This is a genomic window from Candidatus Methylomirabilota bacterium (assembly GCA_035764725.1).
In the GTDB taxonomy this organism is placed as follows: Bacteria; Methylomirabilota; Methylomirabilia; order Rokubacteriales; family CSP1-6; genus DASRWT01.
Genome location: DASTYT010000036.1, coordinates 1 through 13,899 on the forward strand (window position 1 = coordinate 1; position 13,899 = coordinate 13,899).

16 protein-coding genes and 1 pseudogene are annotated in these 13,899 nt (G+C 70.4%); 15 read left to right on the forward strand and 2 right to left on the reverse strand.

All coding sequences use genetic code 11. From position 1 onward, the window contains the following. Nucleotides 1-462 (forward strand): carbohydrate ABC transporter permease (locus tag VFX14_05175; protein HEU5189062.1); only part of this gene is annotated, 462 nt, incomplete at its 5' end. 10 nt (nt 463-472) lie between these two features. Beyond that, nucleotides 473-1,042, forward strand: a complete 570-nt coding sequence (locus tag VFX14_05180; protein HEU5189063.1) for a GNAT family protein — start codon at nt 473-475, stop codon at nt 1,040-1,042. Here the strand turns inward: VFX14_05180 and VFX14_05185 are convergent. After that, entirely contained in the window at nt 1,023-1,535 is a 513-nt protein-coding gene (locus VFX14_05185) for an arsinothricin resistance N-acetyltransferase ArsN1 family A (protein ID HEU5189064.1), read from the reverse strand. The two genes, VFX14_05180 and VFX14_05185, sit on opposite strands and share 20 nt — an antisense overlap. An 82-nt stretch (nt 1,536-1,617) precedes the next feature. On the opposite strand from VFX14_05185, the gene VFX14_05190 reads away from it, so the two are divergent. The 6 genes and pseudogenes from VFX14_05190 (at nt 1,618) to VFX14_05215 (ending at nt 6,782) form a co-directional block, all read left to right on the forward strand. Next, nucleotides 1,618-2,601 carry a hydroxyacid dehydrogenase gene (locus VFX14_05190; protein ID HEU5189065.1) on the forward strand — a complete coding sequence of 328 codons (984 nt, stop codon included), beginning with the start codon at nt 1,618-1,620 and terminating at the stop codon, nt 2,599-2,601. Nucleotides 2,602-2,610: 9 nt separating this feature from the next. After that, a complete protein-coding gene (locus VFX14_05195; GenBank protein ID HEU5189066.1) occupies nt 2,611-3,399 on the forward strand; it encodes a putative hydro-lyase in 789 nt (262 codons plus the stop codon). Nucleotides 3,400-3,451: 52 nt separating this feature from the next. Beyond that, on the forward strand, nt 3,452-4,177 hold the full coding sequence (gene pxpB, locus VFX14_05200; protein ID HEU5189067.1) for a 5-oxoprolinase subunit PxpB: 726 nt from the start codon (nt 3,452-3,454) through the stop codon (nt 4,175-4,177). Further along, entirely contained in the window at nt 4,174-5,103 is a 930-nt protein-coding gene (locus tag VFX14_05205) for a biotin-dependent carboxyltransferase family protein (protein ID HEU5189068.1), read from the forward strand. The genes pxpB and VFX14_05205 overlap by 4 nt, the downstream gene beginning before the upstream one ends. Nucleotides 5,104-5,131: 28 nt before the next feature. Next, nucleotides 5,132-6,463, forward strand: coding sequence for an aspartate aminotransferase family protein (locus VFX14_05210; protein HEU5189069.1), 1,332 nt, complete (start codon nt 5,132-5,134; stop codon nt 6,461-6,463). Between the two features lie 40 nt (nt 6,464-6,503). After that, nucleotides 6,504-6,782: pseudogene (locus VFX14_05215) on the forward strand (cupin domain-containing protein). A 6-nt stretch (nt 6,783-6,788) separates the two neighbouring features. Here the strand turns inward: VFX14_05215 and VFX14_05220 are convergent. Beyond that, complete coding sequence (locus tag VFX14_05220) at nt 6,789-7,745, reverse strand: aldo/keto reductase (protein ID HEU5189070.1); 957 nt, start codon at nt 7,743-7,745, stop codon at nt 6,789-6,791. Nucleotides 7,746-7,780: 35 nt separating this feature from the next. On the opposite strand from VFX14_05220, the gene gcvT reads away from it, so the two are divergent. The 7 genes from gcvT to VFX14_05255 all read left to right on the forward strand — a co-directional run. Continuing rightward, nucleotides 7,781-8,896, forward strand: a complete 1,116-nt coding sequence (gene gcvT, locus VFX14_05225; protein HEU5189071.1) for a glycine cleavage system aminomethyltransferase GcvT — start codon at nt 7,781-7,783, stop codon at nt 8,894-8,896. An 8-nt stretch (nt 8,897-8,904) separates the two neighbouring features. Further along, complete coding sequence (gcvH, locus tag VFX14_05230) at nt 8,905-9,297, forward strand: glycine cleavage system protein GcvH (protein HEU5189072.1); 393 nt, start codon at nt 8,905-8,907, stop codon at nt 9,295-9,297. Nucleotides 9,298-9,308: 11 nt separating this feature from the next. Beyond that, nucleotides 9,309-10,652 carry an aminomethyl-transferring glycine dehydrogenase subunit GcvPA gene (gene gcvPA / locus VFX14_05235; protein HEU5189073.1) on the forward strand — a complete coding sequence of 448 codons (1,344 nt, stop codon included), beginning with the start codon at nt 9,309-9,311 and terminating at the stop codon, nt 10,650-10,652. 8 nt (nt 10,653-10,660) lie between these two features. Then, nucleotides 10,661-12,133, forward strand: coding sequence for an aminomethyl-transferring glycine dehydrogenase subunit GcvPB (gene gcvPB, locus VFX14_05240; GenBank protein HEU5189074.1), 1,473 nt, complete (start codon nt 10,661-10,663; stop codon nt 12,131-12,133). Next, on the forward strand, nt 12,112-12,999 hold the full coding sequence (locus VFX14_05245; GenBank protein ID HEU5189075.1) for a biotin/lipoate A/B protein ligase family protein: 888 nt from the start codon (nt 12,112-12,114) through the stop codon (nt 12,997-12,999). The genes gcvPB and VFX14_05245 overlap by 22 nt, the downstream gene beginning before the upstream one ends. After that, entirely contained in the window at nt 12,996-13,460 is a 465-nt protein-coding gene (locus VFX14_05250) for an NUDIX hydrolase (protein ID HEU5189076.1), read from the forward strand. Before VFX14_05245 ends, VFX14_05250 begins: the two co-directional genes overlap by 4 nt. Continuing rightward, nucleotides 13,457-13,899, forward strand: a 443-nt coding sequence (locus VFX14_05255) for a M17 family peptidase N-terminal domain-containing protein (protein HEU5189077.1), incomplete at its 3' end; no start/stop codon positions are given. The genes VFX14_05250 and VFX14_05255, both read left to right, overlap by 4 nt.

Consider the following 13,899-nt stretch of genomic DNA (forward strand, 5'->3'; position numbering starts at 1 on the left):
CCCCTCGCCCAGGTCGTGAACTGGATCGGCCTCGCCGACTCGAAGTGGGCGCTGGTCCTCACGTACCCGACCTTCCTCGTGCCGTTCTGCACCTGGCTCCTCATCGGCTATTTCCGCACGGTGCCGAAGGAGATCGAGGAGTGCGCGATGGTGGACGGCGCGACCCGCGTGCAGGCGCTGTGGAGCATCGTGCTGCCCATCGCGGTGCCCGGGCTCATCTGCGCCGCGCTCTTCGCCTTCACGCTGTCGTGGAACGAGTTCATCTACGCCCTGACCTTCACCTCGTCGTCCGATCAGATCACCGCGAGCGTGGGGGTCACCACCGAGCTGATCCGGGGCGACATCTACTTCTGGGGCTCGCTCATGGCTGGCGCGGTGCTGGGCTCGGTGCCTATCGTCATCCTCTACGTGTTCTTCCTCGACTACTACGTCTCCGGCCTGACCCAGGGCGCGATCAAGTAGCGGTGGTGCTATGGCCGACACGCCGGTGGCGGCGGCCCCGTATCCGAGAGAGCTCGAGCGCATGGTGCGGCTCGCCAACGACACGCTCGTGCGGCTCCGCCCCATCCGCCCCGACGACGCGCCTCGCCTGATCGCCGCCTACGGGCGCCTCAGCCAGCTATCGGTCTATCACCGCTTCTTCACCGTGATGAAGCGCCTGCCCCCGGACTGGGCCCAGGTCTTCGCCACCGTGGACTTCCGGCATCGTCTCGCCATCGTCGCGGAGCGCGACACCCCGACGGGGTCGGAGATCATCGGCGTCGGGCGCTACGAGCCGAGCGACGGCGAGGACGCCGTGGAGGTCGCCTTCGTGGTTGAGGACGGCTGGCAGGGGTTCGGGCTCGGCCCCATCCTCCTCGACGCCGTGCTCCGCGCCGGCGAGGCGCGCGGCATCCAGCGGTTCCGCGCGTACGTGCTGGCGGACAACTCCCGCATGCTGAAGCTGCTCGACCGCCACACCGACGTGGTCGAGCGGCGGCTCGAGGATGGGGTGGTGTCCCTCCTCTTCCGGGCGCGACCGGTTACAGCAGCTTCTCCATGATCAGCGTGTCCACCCAGCGGCCGTCGAGCCGGCCCATCTCGCGGAAGACGCCGACCTTCGTGAAGCCCATGCGCTCATAGAGCGCCACGCCGGACTCGTTGAAGGGGAAGGTCGACAGTATCATCTTGTGATAGTCGAGCGCCCGCGCCTGCTCGATGAGGTGGGCGAGCAGCTGCCGACCCACCCCGCGCCCGCGCCAGCCCCGCTCGACGTAGACGGAGAAGTCGGCGACGTAGCGGTACGCCTCGCGGGGGTTGTAGACGTTCAGGCTGCCCCAACCGACGACGACCGCCGGCCCCTCGGCGCCGGGAGGCGCCTCCGCGACGAACACCGGATGGCGCGGTCCCCGCGCGGCCAGCCACTGGCCCCGCTCCGCAGGCGTCCGCAACTCGGTCTCGAGCGTCGCGATCCGGTCCTCGATGCCCTGGTTGTAGATGAGGCAGATGGCGGCCGCGTCGCTCGCGGTCGCGGCGCGGATCGCGAATTCGCTCATGCCCCGAGGGCACCTCCCGTTTGGGTATAATGCGCCTCGTGTTCGACAGCAAGCCTTTCTTCCCCTTGCCGCGGGAGCCCAGATGAAGCCGCTCATCGTCGTCGGTGGAGGCCTGCACCCCGAGGGACTGCGCCTCATGGAGAAGGAGGCGCGCGTCGCCGTCGTCTCCGATTCGCTCAGCGAGGCGGGCATGATCGCGGAGGCCAAGGAGGCGGCGGGCATCCTGTTCCGCTCGAAGCCCCTCTGCTCGCGCGCGCTGATGTCCGCGTTGCCGAAGCTCAAGGTGATCGGCCGGCACGGCGTCGGCCTCGACATCGTGGACTTGCCCGCCGCCACCGAGCTCGGCATCCCGGTCGTGCATGCGCCGGGCTCGAACTCCAACTCCGTCGCCGAGCACGCGATCCTGCTCATGCTCGCCTGCGCGAAGCAGGCGGTGGTCGTGGACCAGCGCACGCGGAAGGCGGAGTGGGGCAAGAGCCGGTGGGAGTCGCTGCTCGAGATGAACGGCAAGACCCTCGGCATCATCGGGGTGGGGAACATCGGCCGCCGGGTGGCGAAGACCGCCGGGGCGCTCGGCATGCGGGTGATCGGCTACGACAAGTACGTCGCCGCCGACGAGCTGCGCAACCGCGGGGTGGAGCCCATGCCGGACATGGCGTCGGTGCTCCGGCAGGCCGACGTGGTGACCTGCCATACGCCGCACACCAAGGACACGCACCACATGATCGACGCCGCCGCGGTGGCCCAGATGAAGGACGGCGTCATCTTCATCAATACGTCTCGCGGCAAGACCCAGGACGAGTCGGCGCTCCTCGCCGGGCTCGAGAGCGGCAAGATCCGCGCGGCCGGGCTCGACGTGTTCGAGGAGGAGCCGGTGTCCTCCGACAACCGGCTGCTCCAGCTCGAGAACGTGATCGTGTCGCCGCACATCGCCGGGGTGACCCGCGAGACCATGAAGGGCATGGCCGTGCAGGTGACGGAGGAGATGCTGCGGGTGCTGCGGGGCGAGCGGCCCCGCGTGCTCGGCAACCCCGATCTCTGGCCCCGGCTCGGCCACCTGAAGTAGGAGAGACCCATGCCGATCGACGCGCGTCATCCGAAGGAGATCCGGGCGGACATCCGCCGCGGCGTCCTCAGCGGGGTCACCGCCGGGCTCGCACCCGGCTTCGTGCAGGCCAACCTCGCCATCCTGCCCCGCGACGCCGCCTACGACTTCCTCCTGTTCTGCCAGCGCAACCCGCGGCCATGTCCGCTCATCGAGGTCACCGACGTCGGCTCGCCCGAGCCCAAGGGCGTGGCGCCGGAGGCGGACCTTCGCACCGATCTCCCACGCTACCGCATCTACAAGGACGGCGTGATGGCCGACGAGGTGACGGACATCACGCCGTTTTGGCGGGACGACCTCGTCGCGTTCCTGCTCGGCTGCTCCTTCACGTTCGAGTGGGCGCTGCTGGACGCGGGCATCCCGCTCCGGCACATCGACCAGGGCAAGAACGTGGCGATGTGGAAGACGTCGGTGGCGTGCCGGCCGGCCGGGCGCTTCCACGGCCCCATGGTGGTGTCGATGCGCCCGATCCCGCAGTCGATGGTGTCGAAGGCGGTGACGGCGTCCGCGCGCTATCCCAATGCCCACGGCGCGCCGGTCCAGATTGGAGATCCCGGGGCCATCGGAATCAAGGACGTGACCAAGCCCGACTGGGGTGACTTCGTGGGGATTCAGCCGGGCGAGGTGCCCGTGTTCTGGGCCTGCGGCGTCACGCCGCAGGCGGTGGCGCTGGCTTCGCGGCCCGAGTTCATGATCACGCACAGCCCGGGCCACATGTTCATCACCGATCTGCCGAACCATGCCCTCGCGGCCCTCTAGACTCCTCACCCCCATCCCTCTCCTCCTCGGAGGGAAGACCGTAGGCTGAGGGGTGATCTATCCCACGCCGCGCTTTCTGCCGTGCGGCGACCTCGCCCTCTCGGTGGAGCTGGCCGACGAGATCAGCCGCGAGGCCAACGCGCGTGTTCTCGCCCTCGAGTACCTGATCCGGGAGCGGCGCGTGGCCGGCATCACGGAGACGCTGCCGACGTACCGGTCGCTCCTCGTCTACTACGAGCCGGCGCAAGTCAATTTCGACGCGCTCACCGCGACGCTCCGCGCCCTCACCCCGGAGGCGCGCCCCGAGGTGTTGCCGCCCGCCCGCCACGTGGAGCTCCCGTGCTGCTACGGCGGTGAGCTGGGCTTCGAGCTGGAGGCCGCGGCCACCAAGCTGGGCCTGGCCCCCGAGGAGCTGGCGCGCCTGCACGCCGGCGCCGACTACCACGTCTACTTCGTGGGCTTCACGCCGGGCCTGCCGTACATGACGGGCATGCCCGAGCGGCTCAACATCCCGCGGCTGGTCAATCCGCGTACTAAGACTCCCGCGGGCAGCGTGTCCATCGGCGGCATCCAGTGCTGCATCTATTCCGTCGAGAGCCCGGGCGGCTTCTGGGTGCTGGGCCGGACGCCGGCGCGGCTCTACGATCCCGCCGCGGCCGAGCCCAGCCTGCTCCGCGCGGGCGACACCGTGCGCTTCCGCCCCATCGAGCGCGCCGAATTCGATTCCATCGCGGTCGAGGTGGCGGGGGGCCGCTGGCGCCCGCGTATCACGGCATGAATCTCCTCGTCCAGGACGCGGGCCCGCTCACCACCGTGCAGGATCTCGGCCGCATGGGCCAGCTCCGGGTGGGCCTGCCGCGCTCGGGCCCGATGGATCGTGAGGCCTTCGTGCTCGCGAATCGACTGGTTGGAAACGGCGACAATTCGGCCGGGCTCGAGTGCACGCTGATGGGGCCGCGCCTCGAGTTCGCGGCCGCGCGCTGGGTGGCGGTGACGGGGGCGGAGGTGTTCGTTGCGCTCGACGGCGAGGAGATGCCGCGCTGGGAGAGCTTCCGGGTGCCGGCGGGTGGGGTGTTGCGCATCGGCGCCGCACGAACGGGCGTCCGCGCCTATCTGGCCATTGCGGGGGGCATCACCACGCCGCTGGTGCTGGGCTCGCGCGCCACCTATGTCCGCGGCGGCCTGGGCGGGCTCCAGGGCCGTCCCCTCCGTAAGAATGACACGCTGCCGCTCGGCCCCGCGCCGGCGGGGGGGACGGCGCGCCGTGTGCGCGCGGAGATGGTGCCCACCCATGGCGACGAGCCACGCATTGACACCATTCTCGGCCCCCAGGACGATCGCTTCACCGCCGCCGGGATCGCGGCGCTCTTCGGCGGTCCCTATGAGATGCTGCCTCAATCGGACCGGATGGGCGCACGCTTCAAGGGCGCGCGCATCGAGCACACGCGGGGGCACGACATCATCTCCGACGGCATCGCGCTAGGAGCGATCCAGGTGATCGGAGACGGGCAGCCGATCGTGCTCCTCGTCGATCGACAAACCGCCGGCGGCTACACGAAGATCGGCGCGGTATGCTCGTACGAGATCGGGCGCGTCGGGCAGCTCAAGCCCGGCCAGCGGCTCCGGTTCCGGCAGGTCACGGTGGCGGCGGCGCATGCCGAGCTCGCCGCCCGGCGCGCCGTCCTCGAGACGGCCATCGCGTAACGCAGGCGCAGGAGAAGGAGAGAGAGCCATGACACTGGAGCACGCCGTTCGTGACTATCAGGCCAAGACCCCCCGCTCGCGCCAGCTCTTCGAGGACGCGCTGCGCGTGATGCCGGGCGGCAACAGCCGCACCACGACCTTTTTCGATCCATACCCGTTCTACATCACGCGGGGATCGGGCGCGCGCATCTGGGACGCCGACGGCAACGAGCGCCTCGACTTCAACGGCAACTACACGAGCCTCATCCTGGGCCACGCCAATCCCGCGGTGGTCAAGGCCATCCAGGACGCCGCGGTCAACGGGATGTCCTTTCCCGGGCCCAGCGAGCACGAGATACGGCTCGCGGACATCCTCACCAAGCGAATTCCCACCATGGAGGTCGTGCGCTTCGCGAACTCGGGCACCGAGGCCACCATGCACGCGATCCGCGTCGCGCGGGCGTTCACCGGACGGTCCAAGATCGCGAAGTTCGAGGGCGCCTACCACGGCACCCACGACTGGGTGCTGGTGAGCGTGGCCACGCCGGAGGGCGAGGGCGGCTCCCGCAAGCGGCCCAAGGCGGTCGCGTGGTCGGCGGGCGTCCCCGGCGCGGTGCTCAAGCACGTGGTGGTGCTGCCGTGGAACGATCTCGAGGCGTGCGTGAGGATTCTCGAGAAGGAGGCGCGCGACCTCGCGGCCCTGATCATCGATCCCCTGCTTGCCAACGCCGGCATGATCCCCGTGCGCGAGGGCTTCCTCGAGGGGCTGCGTGAGGCGACGGCGCGCCTGGGCATCCTCCTCGTCTTCGATGAGGTGATCTCGTTCCGCGTCGCCCCCGGCGGCGCGCAGGCGCGCTTCGGCATTCGCCCCGACCTCACCACGCTGGGCAAGATCATCGGCGGCGGCCTCGCCGTCGGCGCGTTCGGCGGCCGGGCCGAGGTGATGAACTTCTACGACCCGCGCGGCGGGAAGGGTCGCATCAACCACGGCGGCACCTTCAACGCGAACCCGCTCACCATGGCGGGCGGCGTGGCCACCATGGAGCAGCTCACGCCCGAGGCCTATGCGCGTCTTGACAACCTTGGCGACCGGCTCCGCGAGGGTGTGGGCCGCGTGCTGCGCAAGCAGAAGTATCCCGGCCAGATCACGGGGACGGGCTCGCTCTTCTGGCTGCACCACACGAAGAAGCGCCTCACCGACTATCGCTCGCAGCGGCCGGAGGATCCCAAGGCCCCGGTGGCGACGTTCATGGCGCTGATCAACGAGGGGTTCCTCATCTCGCAGCGCGGTCTCGGGGCCTGCTCGGTGGCGATGACGGACGCCGACGTGGACCGCTTCGTCGAGGCGGTGGGGCGCGTGCTCGCGGCGCGCGCGTCGTGACGGCGGCGGGGCCCGGGCGTCGGCGCATCGCTGGCGGCCGAGCGAGCACGCGGGGGTCGAGGTGGCAGGACTGCGCCGTGGCGAGGGGGACGGCGGCGCCGCGCTCGTGAAGGTGGCGGGGGGCGCGCGCTTCCCGCTTCACGATCACCCGGGCGGGGAAGAGGTCTACGTCGTGTCGGGGCGGGCGCGGATCGGCCATCTCGAGGTCGCGGCCGGGGATTATCTCTGGACGCCGCCCGGGGGCGTCCACGACCTCGAGGCGCGGGACGAGACGGTGATCTTCGTCACGACGCCCGGCGGGATCCGTCTCCTCGAGTAGTGGGCCTCAGGCGCCCGCGCGCTCCAGCCCGCCGATCGCCTCGTCGTCGAGCCGGATGCGCGTGGCATCGGCCAGCTCCTTCATCTGCGCCACCGACGTGGCGCTGGCGATGGGGGCAGTGATGCTGGGGCGCGCGAGGAGCCACGCCACCGCGACCTGTCCCGGCGTGACGCCGAGCCGCTTCGCCTCGCCCTCCACCGCGTCCAGCACCGCCCAACCCCGGTCGTTCATGTAGCGCTTGCTGATGCCCGCGGCCCGCGGGGTGCTCGGCAGCGCCTGCCCGCGGTGATACTTGCCGGTGAGGAAGCCCGCGGCCAGCGAGAAGTAGGGAATGACGGCGATACCGCGCTGCCGGCAGAGAGGCTCCAGCTCCGCCTCGTAGTCGGCGCGGTCGACCAGGTTGTAGCAGGGCTGAAGCGTCGCGTACGCGGCCAGACCGCGCTTGGCGCTCACCTCGAGGGCCTCGGCGAAGCGCTTGGCGCCGTAGTTGGACGCGCCGATGGCGCGGACCTTCCCCGACTTCACGAGCCCGTCGAACGCACGGAGCGTCTCGTCCAGCGGCGTGTCCGCGTCGTCGATGTGGGCCTGGTAGAGGTCGATGTAGTCGGTCCCGAGCCGCCGGAGGGAGTCCTCGACCGCCTTGGCGAACCGCGCAGGCGCGAGGCCCTTGTCGCCGGGGCCGTCGCCCATGGGGTTGCCGAGCTTGGTGGCGACGATGACGCGCGTCCGGTTCCCGCGCGCCTTCATCCAGCGCCCCAGGACGGTCTCGGACTCCCCGCCCGTGTGGCCCGGCGCCCAGCGAGAGTACACGTCCGCGGTGTCGACGAAGTCACCGCCCGCCGCCGCGAACGCGTCGAGCACCGCGAACGAGGTGGGCTCGTCGCAGGTCCAGCCGAGGACGTTGCCGCCGAAGCAGATCGAGGACACTTCCATGCCGGTCGAGCCGAGCCGTCGCTTGTCCATGGCGCGATTCTGCCATAAGATGAGGCCGATTTCCGATGACCGCCCACGAATCCGGTCCGCTCAAGCGCACGCCGCTCTACGACGTCCACGTCAAGGCCGGCGCGAAGATGGTCCCCTTCGGCGGGTGGAACATGCCGGTGCAGTACGCGGGCATCGTCGAGGAGCATCGCACCGTCCGCACCGCCGTCGGCCTCTTCGACATCAGCCACATGGGCGAGTTCGAGGTCGAGGGACCGAGCGCGCTCACCGCCGTGCAGCGCCTGTGCACCAATGACGCGGGCCCGCTCACGCGCGGGCAGGTGCAATACTCCGTGCTCTGCTATCCCGAGGGCGGAGTCGTGGACGACCTCACGCTCTACCGGTTCGACGACGCGCGCTTCATGCTCACCGTCAACGCGTCGAACATCGACAAGGACTGGGACTGGGTCACCGCGCAAGGCGGGGGCGGGACGTGGCGGAACATGAGCGCGGACACCGCACTGCTCGCGGTGCAGGGCCCTCGGGCGGAGGCGCTGGTGCAGCGGCTCGCCGATGTCGACGCGGTGGGCCTGCGCTACTACCACTTCGCGAAGGGGAAGGTGGCTGGCGTGCCCGCCATCGTCTCGCGCACCGGTTATACCGGCGAGGACGGCTTCGAGCTCTACATCCCGGCGGGCGAGGCGGAGCGGCTCTGGTACGCGCTGATGGAAGCCGGCCGGGCCGACGGGATCCAGCCCATCGGCCTCGGCGCGCGCGACACCCTGCGCCTGGAGATGAAGTTCGCGCTCTACGGCAACGACATCGACCAGACGACGAACCCGCTGGAGGCGGGATTGGGCTGGGTGGTGAAGCCCGCCAAGGGCGACTTCATCGGCCGGAGCGCCATTGAGGCGATGCGCGCGAAGGGGGTGCCGCGCAAGCTGGTGGGCTTCGAGATGGTCGAGCGCCAGGTGCCGCGACACGGCTATCGCCTCCTCGTCGGCGGTGAGCCGGTGGGCATGGTGACGTCGGGATCCTTCTCGCCGAGTCTCGAGCGCGGCATCGGCATGGGCTACGTGCGCGCGGATCTCTCTGCCGTCGGGACGGAGCTGGACGTGGAGATTCGCGGCGCCGCACAGCGTGCCCGCGTCGTGCGCACCCCGTTCTATCCCTCCAAAGCCAAGAAGTCGTAGGAGGCACGATGTCCAACGTTCCCGGGGACCTCAAGTACACCAAGGAGCACGAGTGGGCCAAGATCGAGGGTGATCGCGCCCGCATCGGCATCACCGCGTTCGCCCAGGAGCAGCTCGGTGACGTGGTGTTCGTCGAGCTTCCCAAGGTCGGCGCCAAGGTGTCCGGCATGAAGACCTTCGGCGTCGTGGAATCCGTGAAAGCCGTCTCCGATCTCTACGCACCCTTGAGCGGCGAGGTGGTCGAGGTCAACGGTCAGCTGCCCAAGAAGCCGGAGACGGTGAACAGCGATCCCTACGGAGCGGGCTGGATGATCGTGATCAAGATGTCGACGCCCGCGGAGGCGAACGCCCTCCTCACCGCCGCGCAGTACGAGCTGCTCATCGCCGGCGCCGGGCACTGAGCGGAGCCGCTATGCGCTACATCTCCAACACGCCCGCGCAGCAGAAGGAGATGCTGGCGCGGATCGGCGCCGCCAGCGTCGAGGCGCTCCTCGCCAACGTCCCCGCCAAGGCCCGCCTCTCCCGGCCCCTCGCCCTCCCCGCCGCGCTGGCCGAGGGTGATCTCGTCCGTCACCTGCGGCAGATGGCCGCGCGGAACGCGTCCGCCGACGACTTCGCGTGCTTCCTGGGCGCCGGCTCGTACGACCACGGGATCCCGAGCCCGATCAACCACCTCATCTCCAGAGGCGAGTTCTTCACCGCGTACACGCCCTATCAGCCGGAGGCGAGCCAGGGGACGCTGCGCAGCATCTTCGAGTACCAGACGATGATGGCGGAGCTGACCGGGATGGACGTGGCCAACGCGTCCATCTACGACGGCGCCTCGTCGCTCGCCGAGGGCGTCCTCATGGCGCATGCGGTTACGGGCCGCGTCGAGACCGCGTGGAGCCGCGGCGTGAATCCCCTCTATCAGCAGGTGGTCGAGACCTATTGCGAGGGCCCCGACTTCCGCCTGAAGTCGGTGCGGCTCGGGGACGGAGTCACCGACCTGGACGGCCTCCGCAAGGCGGTGACCGAGCGGACGGCGGCGGTCGTGGTGCAGTACCCGAACTTCTTCGGCTGCCTCGAGGATCTGCGCGCGGCGGCGGAGATCGCCCACGCCAAGGGCGCGCTGCTCGTGGTGGCCGCTGATCCCGTCAATCTCGGCTTCCTCACGCCGCCCGGGGCGCTCGGCGCCGACATCGTGGTCGGTGAGGGCCAGGGGCTCGGCGTGCCGATGAGCTTCGGCGGTCCCAACCTCGGCGTGTTCGCCGCGCGCGCCGATCTGGTGCGGCGCATGCCCGGGCGCCTGGTCGGCGCCACCGTGGACAAGGACGGCCAGCGCGGTTTCGTGCTCACCCTCCAGACCCGCGAGCAGCACATCCGCCGCGAGAAGGCCACGTCGAACATCTGCACCAATGTCGCCCTCTGCGCACTGATGGCGACCATCTACGTGTCCATCCTGGGGAAGGTAGGTCTGCGCAAGGTCGGGGAGCTCGCCACCGCCAAGGCGCACTACGCGGCCGAGCGCTTCGCGGCGGTGCCGGGGGTGCGCCTCCGGTTCACCGCCCCGTTCTTCAAAGAGTTCGCGCTCACGCTGCCGAAGGCCCCCGACCGCGTAGTCAAACGCCTCCTGAAGGACCGCATTCTCGCCGGGGTGCCGCTCAAGACCTTCGATCGCGCGGAGAAGAGCACGCTGCTCGTCGCAGTCACCGAGCGCCGGACCAAGGACGAGATCGACGCCTACGCCGCGGCCCTCGCCGCCGCGGTGGCGTGAGGCCGGCCATGGAAGCCCGCGCGCCCTACGACCGGCTGATCTTCGAGCTCTCCTCGCCGGGCCGCTTCGCCTACTCGCTGCCCACCCTGGACGTGCCGTCCGCCGATCCCGCGACGCTGGTGCCCGCCCAGTTCGTACGGAGCACGCCCCCCGAGCTCCCCGAGGTGTCGGAGGTGGACGTGATCCGCCACTACTCGCGTCTCAGTCAGATGAACTACGGGGTCGACACGCACTTCTACCCGCTGGGCTCGTGCACCATGAAGTACAACCCCAAGATCAACGAGGACATGGCTCGGCTGCCCGGCTTCCTGCGCCTGCATCCACACACGCCGGCCGCCTCGAGCCAGGGGGCGCTCCAGCTCATGTGGGAGCTGGCGCGGGACCTCGCCGAGATCTCGGGCATGGATCACGTGTCGCTGCAGCCGGCGGCGGGCGCTCAGGGCGAATTCGCCGGCGTGCTGATGATCCGCGCGTATCACCTGTCCCGGGGCGAGCGCCGCCACAAGGTGCTGATTCCAGACTCGGCGCACGGCACCAATCCCGCGACCACCGCGCTGGCCGGCTTCCAGGTCGTGCAGCTCAAGTCCGACGACGCGGGCGAGGTGGACCTCGCCGACCTCGAGCGGCATCTCGATGAGGACGTGGCCGCGTTCATGATCACTCAGCCCAACACGCTGGGACTCTTCGAGTCGAAGATCCACCAGATCACCGAGATGTGTCATGCCAAGGGCGTGCAGGTCTACATGGACGGCGCCAACTTCAATGCCATCCTCGGCATCACGCGCCCGGGCGATCTCGGCTTCGACGTGTGCCACTTCAACCTGCACAAGACCTTCACCACGCCGCACGGCGGCGGCGGGCCGGGGGCGGGTCCGGCGGGGATCAAGGCGCACCTGGCGCCGTTTCTGCCCACGCCGGTGGTGGTGAAGGACGACGAGGGCCAGTTCGCGCTCGACTGGAACCGGCCGCAGTCCGTGGGCAAGCTCCAGGCGTTCTGGGGCAACTTCGGCATGCTCGTCCGCGCCTACACCTACATCCGCACCATGGGGCCGGACGGGCTGCGCGCCGTCTCCGAGAACGCGGTGCTCAACGCCAACTACATCCTGAAGCGCCTCGAAGGCGACTACGACCGCGCCACCGCCGGGGCATGCATGCACGAGTGCGTGGTCTCCGCGCGCCGGCAGAAGAAGCTGGGCGTGTCGGCCACCGACATTGCCAAGCGGCTGCTGGATCTCGGGTTCTACGCCCCGACCACCTACTTCCCCTTGATCGTGGACGAGGCGCTCATGATCGAGCCCACCGAGACGGAGTCCAAGGAGACGCTGGATCAGTTCTGCGACGCGATGATCCAGATCGCACGGGAGGCCGAGACGGATCCGAGCCCGATCCACGAGGCGCCGGTGACCACGCCGGTGCGCCGCCTCGACCAGACGCTCGCCGCGCGTCAGCCCGTCCTGAAGTGGACCAGCCCCTCCCCCTGACCCCCTCCCGCGAAGGGGAGAGGGCCAGGTGGCGGCTGCTCGTCACCGCGCCGCTCGACGGCGCGGCCAACATGGCCCTCGACGAGACGTTGCTGCTTGCGCGTCTGTCCGGCGCGGCGCCCCCCACCCTCCGCTTCTTCGCCTGGGATCCTCCCACGCTGTCGCTCGGCTACGGGCAGCGCCTCGACGAGCGCGTGGACCTCGGCGCCGCGGCGGCCATGGGGCTCGGGGTGGTGCGGCGTCCCACCGGTGGCAGCGCCATCCTCCACGAGGGTCCGGACCTCGAGCTGACCTACAGCGTCACGGCCGCCGCGGGCGACTTCGAAGGCGCCGACGACCTGCTCGCGACCTATCAGTGGATTGGCCGGGCGCTCGAGGCCGGGCTCAACGCCCTCGGCGCTGCGGTGGCCATGGTCTCCGTGCAGCCGTCCGACCCGCGCAGCATGCCGGCGTTCTGCTTCGCGCGCACCGGCTCGTACGAGCTGGAAGCGGGCGGGCTCAAAGTCGTCGGCAGCGCGCAGCGCCGCCAGGGCGCGGGCTTTCTCCAGCACGGCGCGGTCATGCTCGGCGCCGATCCGGCACGGCTCGCGCGCGTGTTCCCCGGCAGCGGCGACCCGCTCGCCGGCATGACGACCCTCGAGGCCGTGCTCGGCTGCCGCCCGAGCTTCGACGAGACGCAGGCGAGCCTGGCCGAGGGCTTCCGCCGCGTGCACGGCATCGCGCTCACGCCGGGTGGGCTCACCGAGGCGGAGACGGCCGACATGGCGGCGCTGGTCCGAGACAAATACGGCGCCGAGGAGTGGACGCGGGCCGGCCGCGTCGTCGTGCATGCCCCGCGGCCCGAGGTGAGGGGAGCCACCCGGTGACCGACGCGCCCCGCGAGTATCCCGACGCGCCGCGCGCGGGCGTGGGCGCAGTGGTGCTCGAGGGTGACTGCGTGCTGCTCGTCCAGCGTGGCCGCCCACCGTCCCAGGGCAAGTGGAGCCTGCCCGGCGGGCTCGTGCACCTGGGCGAACGGCTCGAGGACGCGGTGCGCCGCGAGGTCGAGGAGGAGTGCGGCCTCGCCGTCCGCGTCCTGGACGTCTGCGGCGTCATCGACCGGATCGTCCGGGATCCCGCGCCGGGCGACGGCGGCGGCCGCGTCCGGTACCACTGGGTCATCGTGGACTACCTGGCCGCGCCCGAGGGCGGCGTGCTCCAGGCGGCGAGCGACGCCGCCGAAGCGCGCTGGGTGCGTCTGGATGATCTCTCGCGCTACGACACCACCGACGGCTTGGCCGACATGATTCACCGCGCCGCCGCCATGAGAAGGAGGTCTGCCCGATGAAAGTGTCCCTCGAGAGCCGACGCCCCGCCCAGAGCCGTGCCGATGTGGTCGTGCTCGGTCGCCACACCGACGGCGCGCCCGGCGAGGTCGCCGACGTCGATCAGCGGCTGGGCGGGCTCCTCTCCCGGGTCCTCGCCGCCGAGAAGTTCGAGGGCAAGCCGGGCCAGATCTCGTATTTCTTCACCAACGGCAAGCTGCCCGCCGCCCGCGTCATGGTGGTGGGGTTGGGGGCGCGGGCGAGCGCGGACGCGGAGACGGTACGGCGCGCCGCCTCGGCGACGGCGCGGCGCGCCCGTGACCTCGGGGCGAGCTCGGTGGCCATGTACTTGCCCGCTGCGGGCATCAGCGTGCGGGCGCGCGCCCAGGCCATCGTCGAGGGCGCGCGGCTCGGGACCTACCGCTTCGACAAGTACCTCAAGGAGAAGAACGGCAAAGTGCT

Excerpts from the sequence above, each read along its gene's own strand:
- VFX14_05190 (HEU5189065.1), top strand. The coding sequence starts at position 1,618 with ATGAAGCCGCTCATCGTCGTCGGTGGAGGCCTGCACCCCGAGGGACTG.
- VFX14_05185 (HEU5189064.1), bottom strand. The coding sequence starts at position 1,535 with ATGAGCGAATTCGCGATCCGCGCCGCGACCGCGAGCGACGCGGCCGCC.
- VFX14_05210 (HEU5189069.1), top strand. The coding sequence starts at position 5,132 with ATGACACTGGAGCACGCCGTTCGTGACTATCAGGCCAAGACCCCCCGC.
- gcvT (HEU5189071.1), top strand. The coding sequence starts at position 7,781 with ATGACCGCCCACGAATCCGGTCCGCTCAAGCGCACGCCGCTCTACGAC.
- VFX14_05180 (HEU5189063.1), top strand. The coding sequence starts at position 473 with ATGGCCGACACGCCGGTGGCGGCGGCCCCGTATCCGAGAGAGCTCGAG.
- VFX14_05205 (HEU5189068.1), top strand. The coding sequence starts at position 4,174 with ATGAATCTCCTCGTCCAGGACGCGGGCCCGCTCACCACCGTGCAGGAT.
- gcvPA (HEU5189073.1), top strand. The coding sequence starts at position 9,309 with ATGCGCTACATCTCCAACACGCCCGCGCAGCAGAAGGAGATGCTGGCG.
- VFX14_05195 (HEU5189066.1), top strand. The coding sequence starts at position 2,611 with ATGCCGATCGACGCGCGTCATCCGAAGGAGATCCGGGCGGACATCCGC.
- VFX14_05220 (HEU5189070.1), bottom strand. The coding sequence starts at position 7,745 with ATGGACAAGCGACGGCTCGGCTCGACCGGCATGGAAGTGTCCTCGATC.
- gcvH (HEU5189072.1), top strand. The coding sequence starts at position 8,905 with ATGTCCAACGTTCCCGGGGACCTCAAGTACACCAAGGAGCACGAGTGG.
- gcvPB (HEU5189074.1), top strand. The coding sequence starts at position 10,661 with ATGGAAGCCCGCGCGCCCTACGACCGGCTGATCTTCGAGCTCTCCTCG.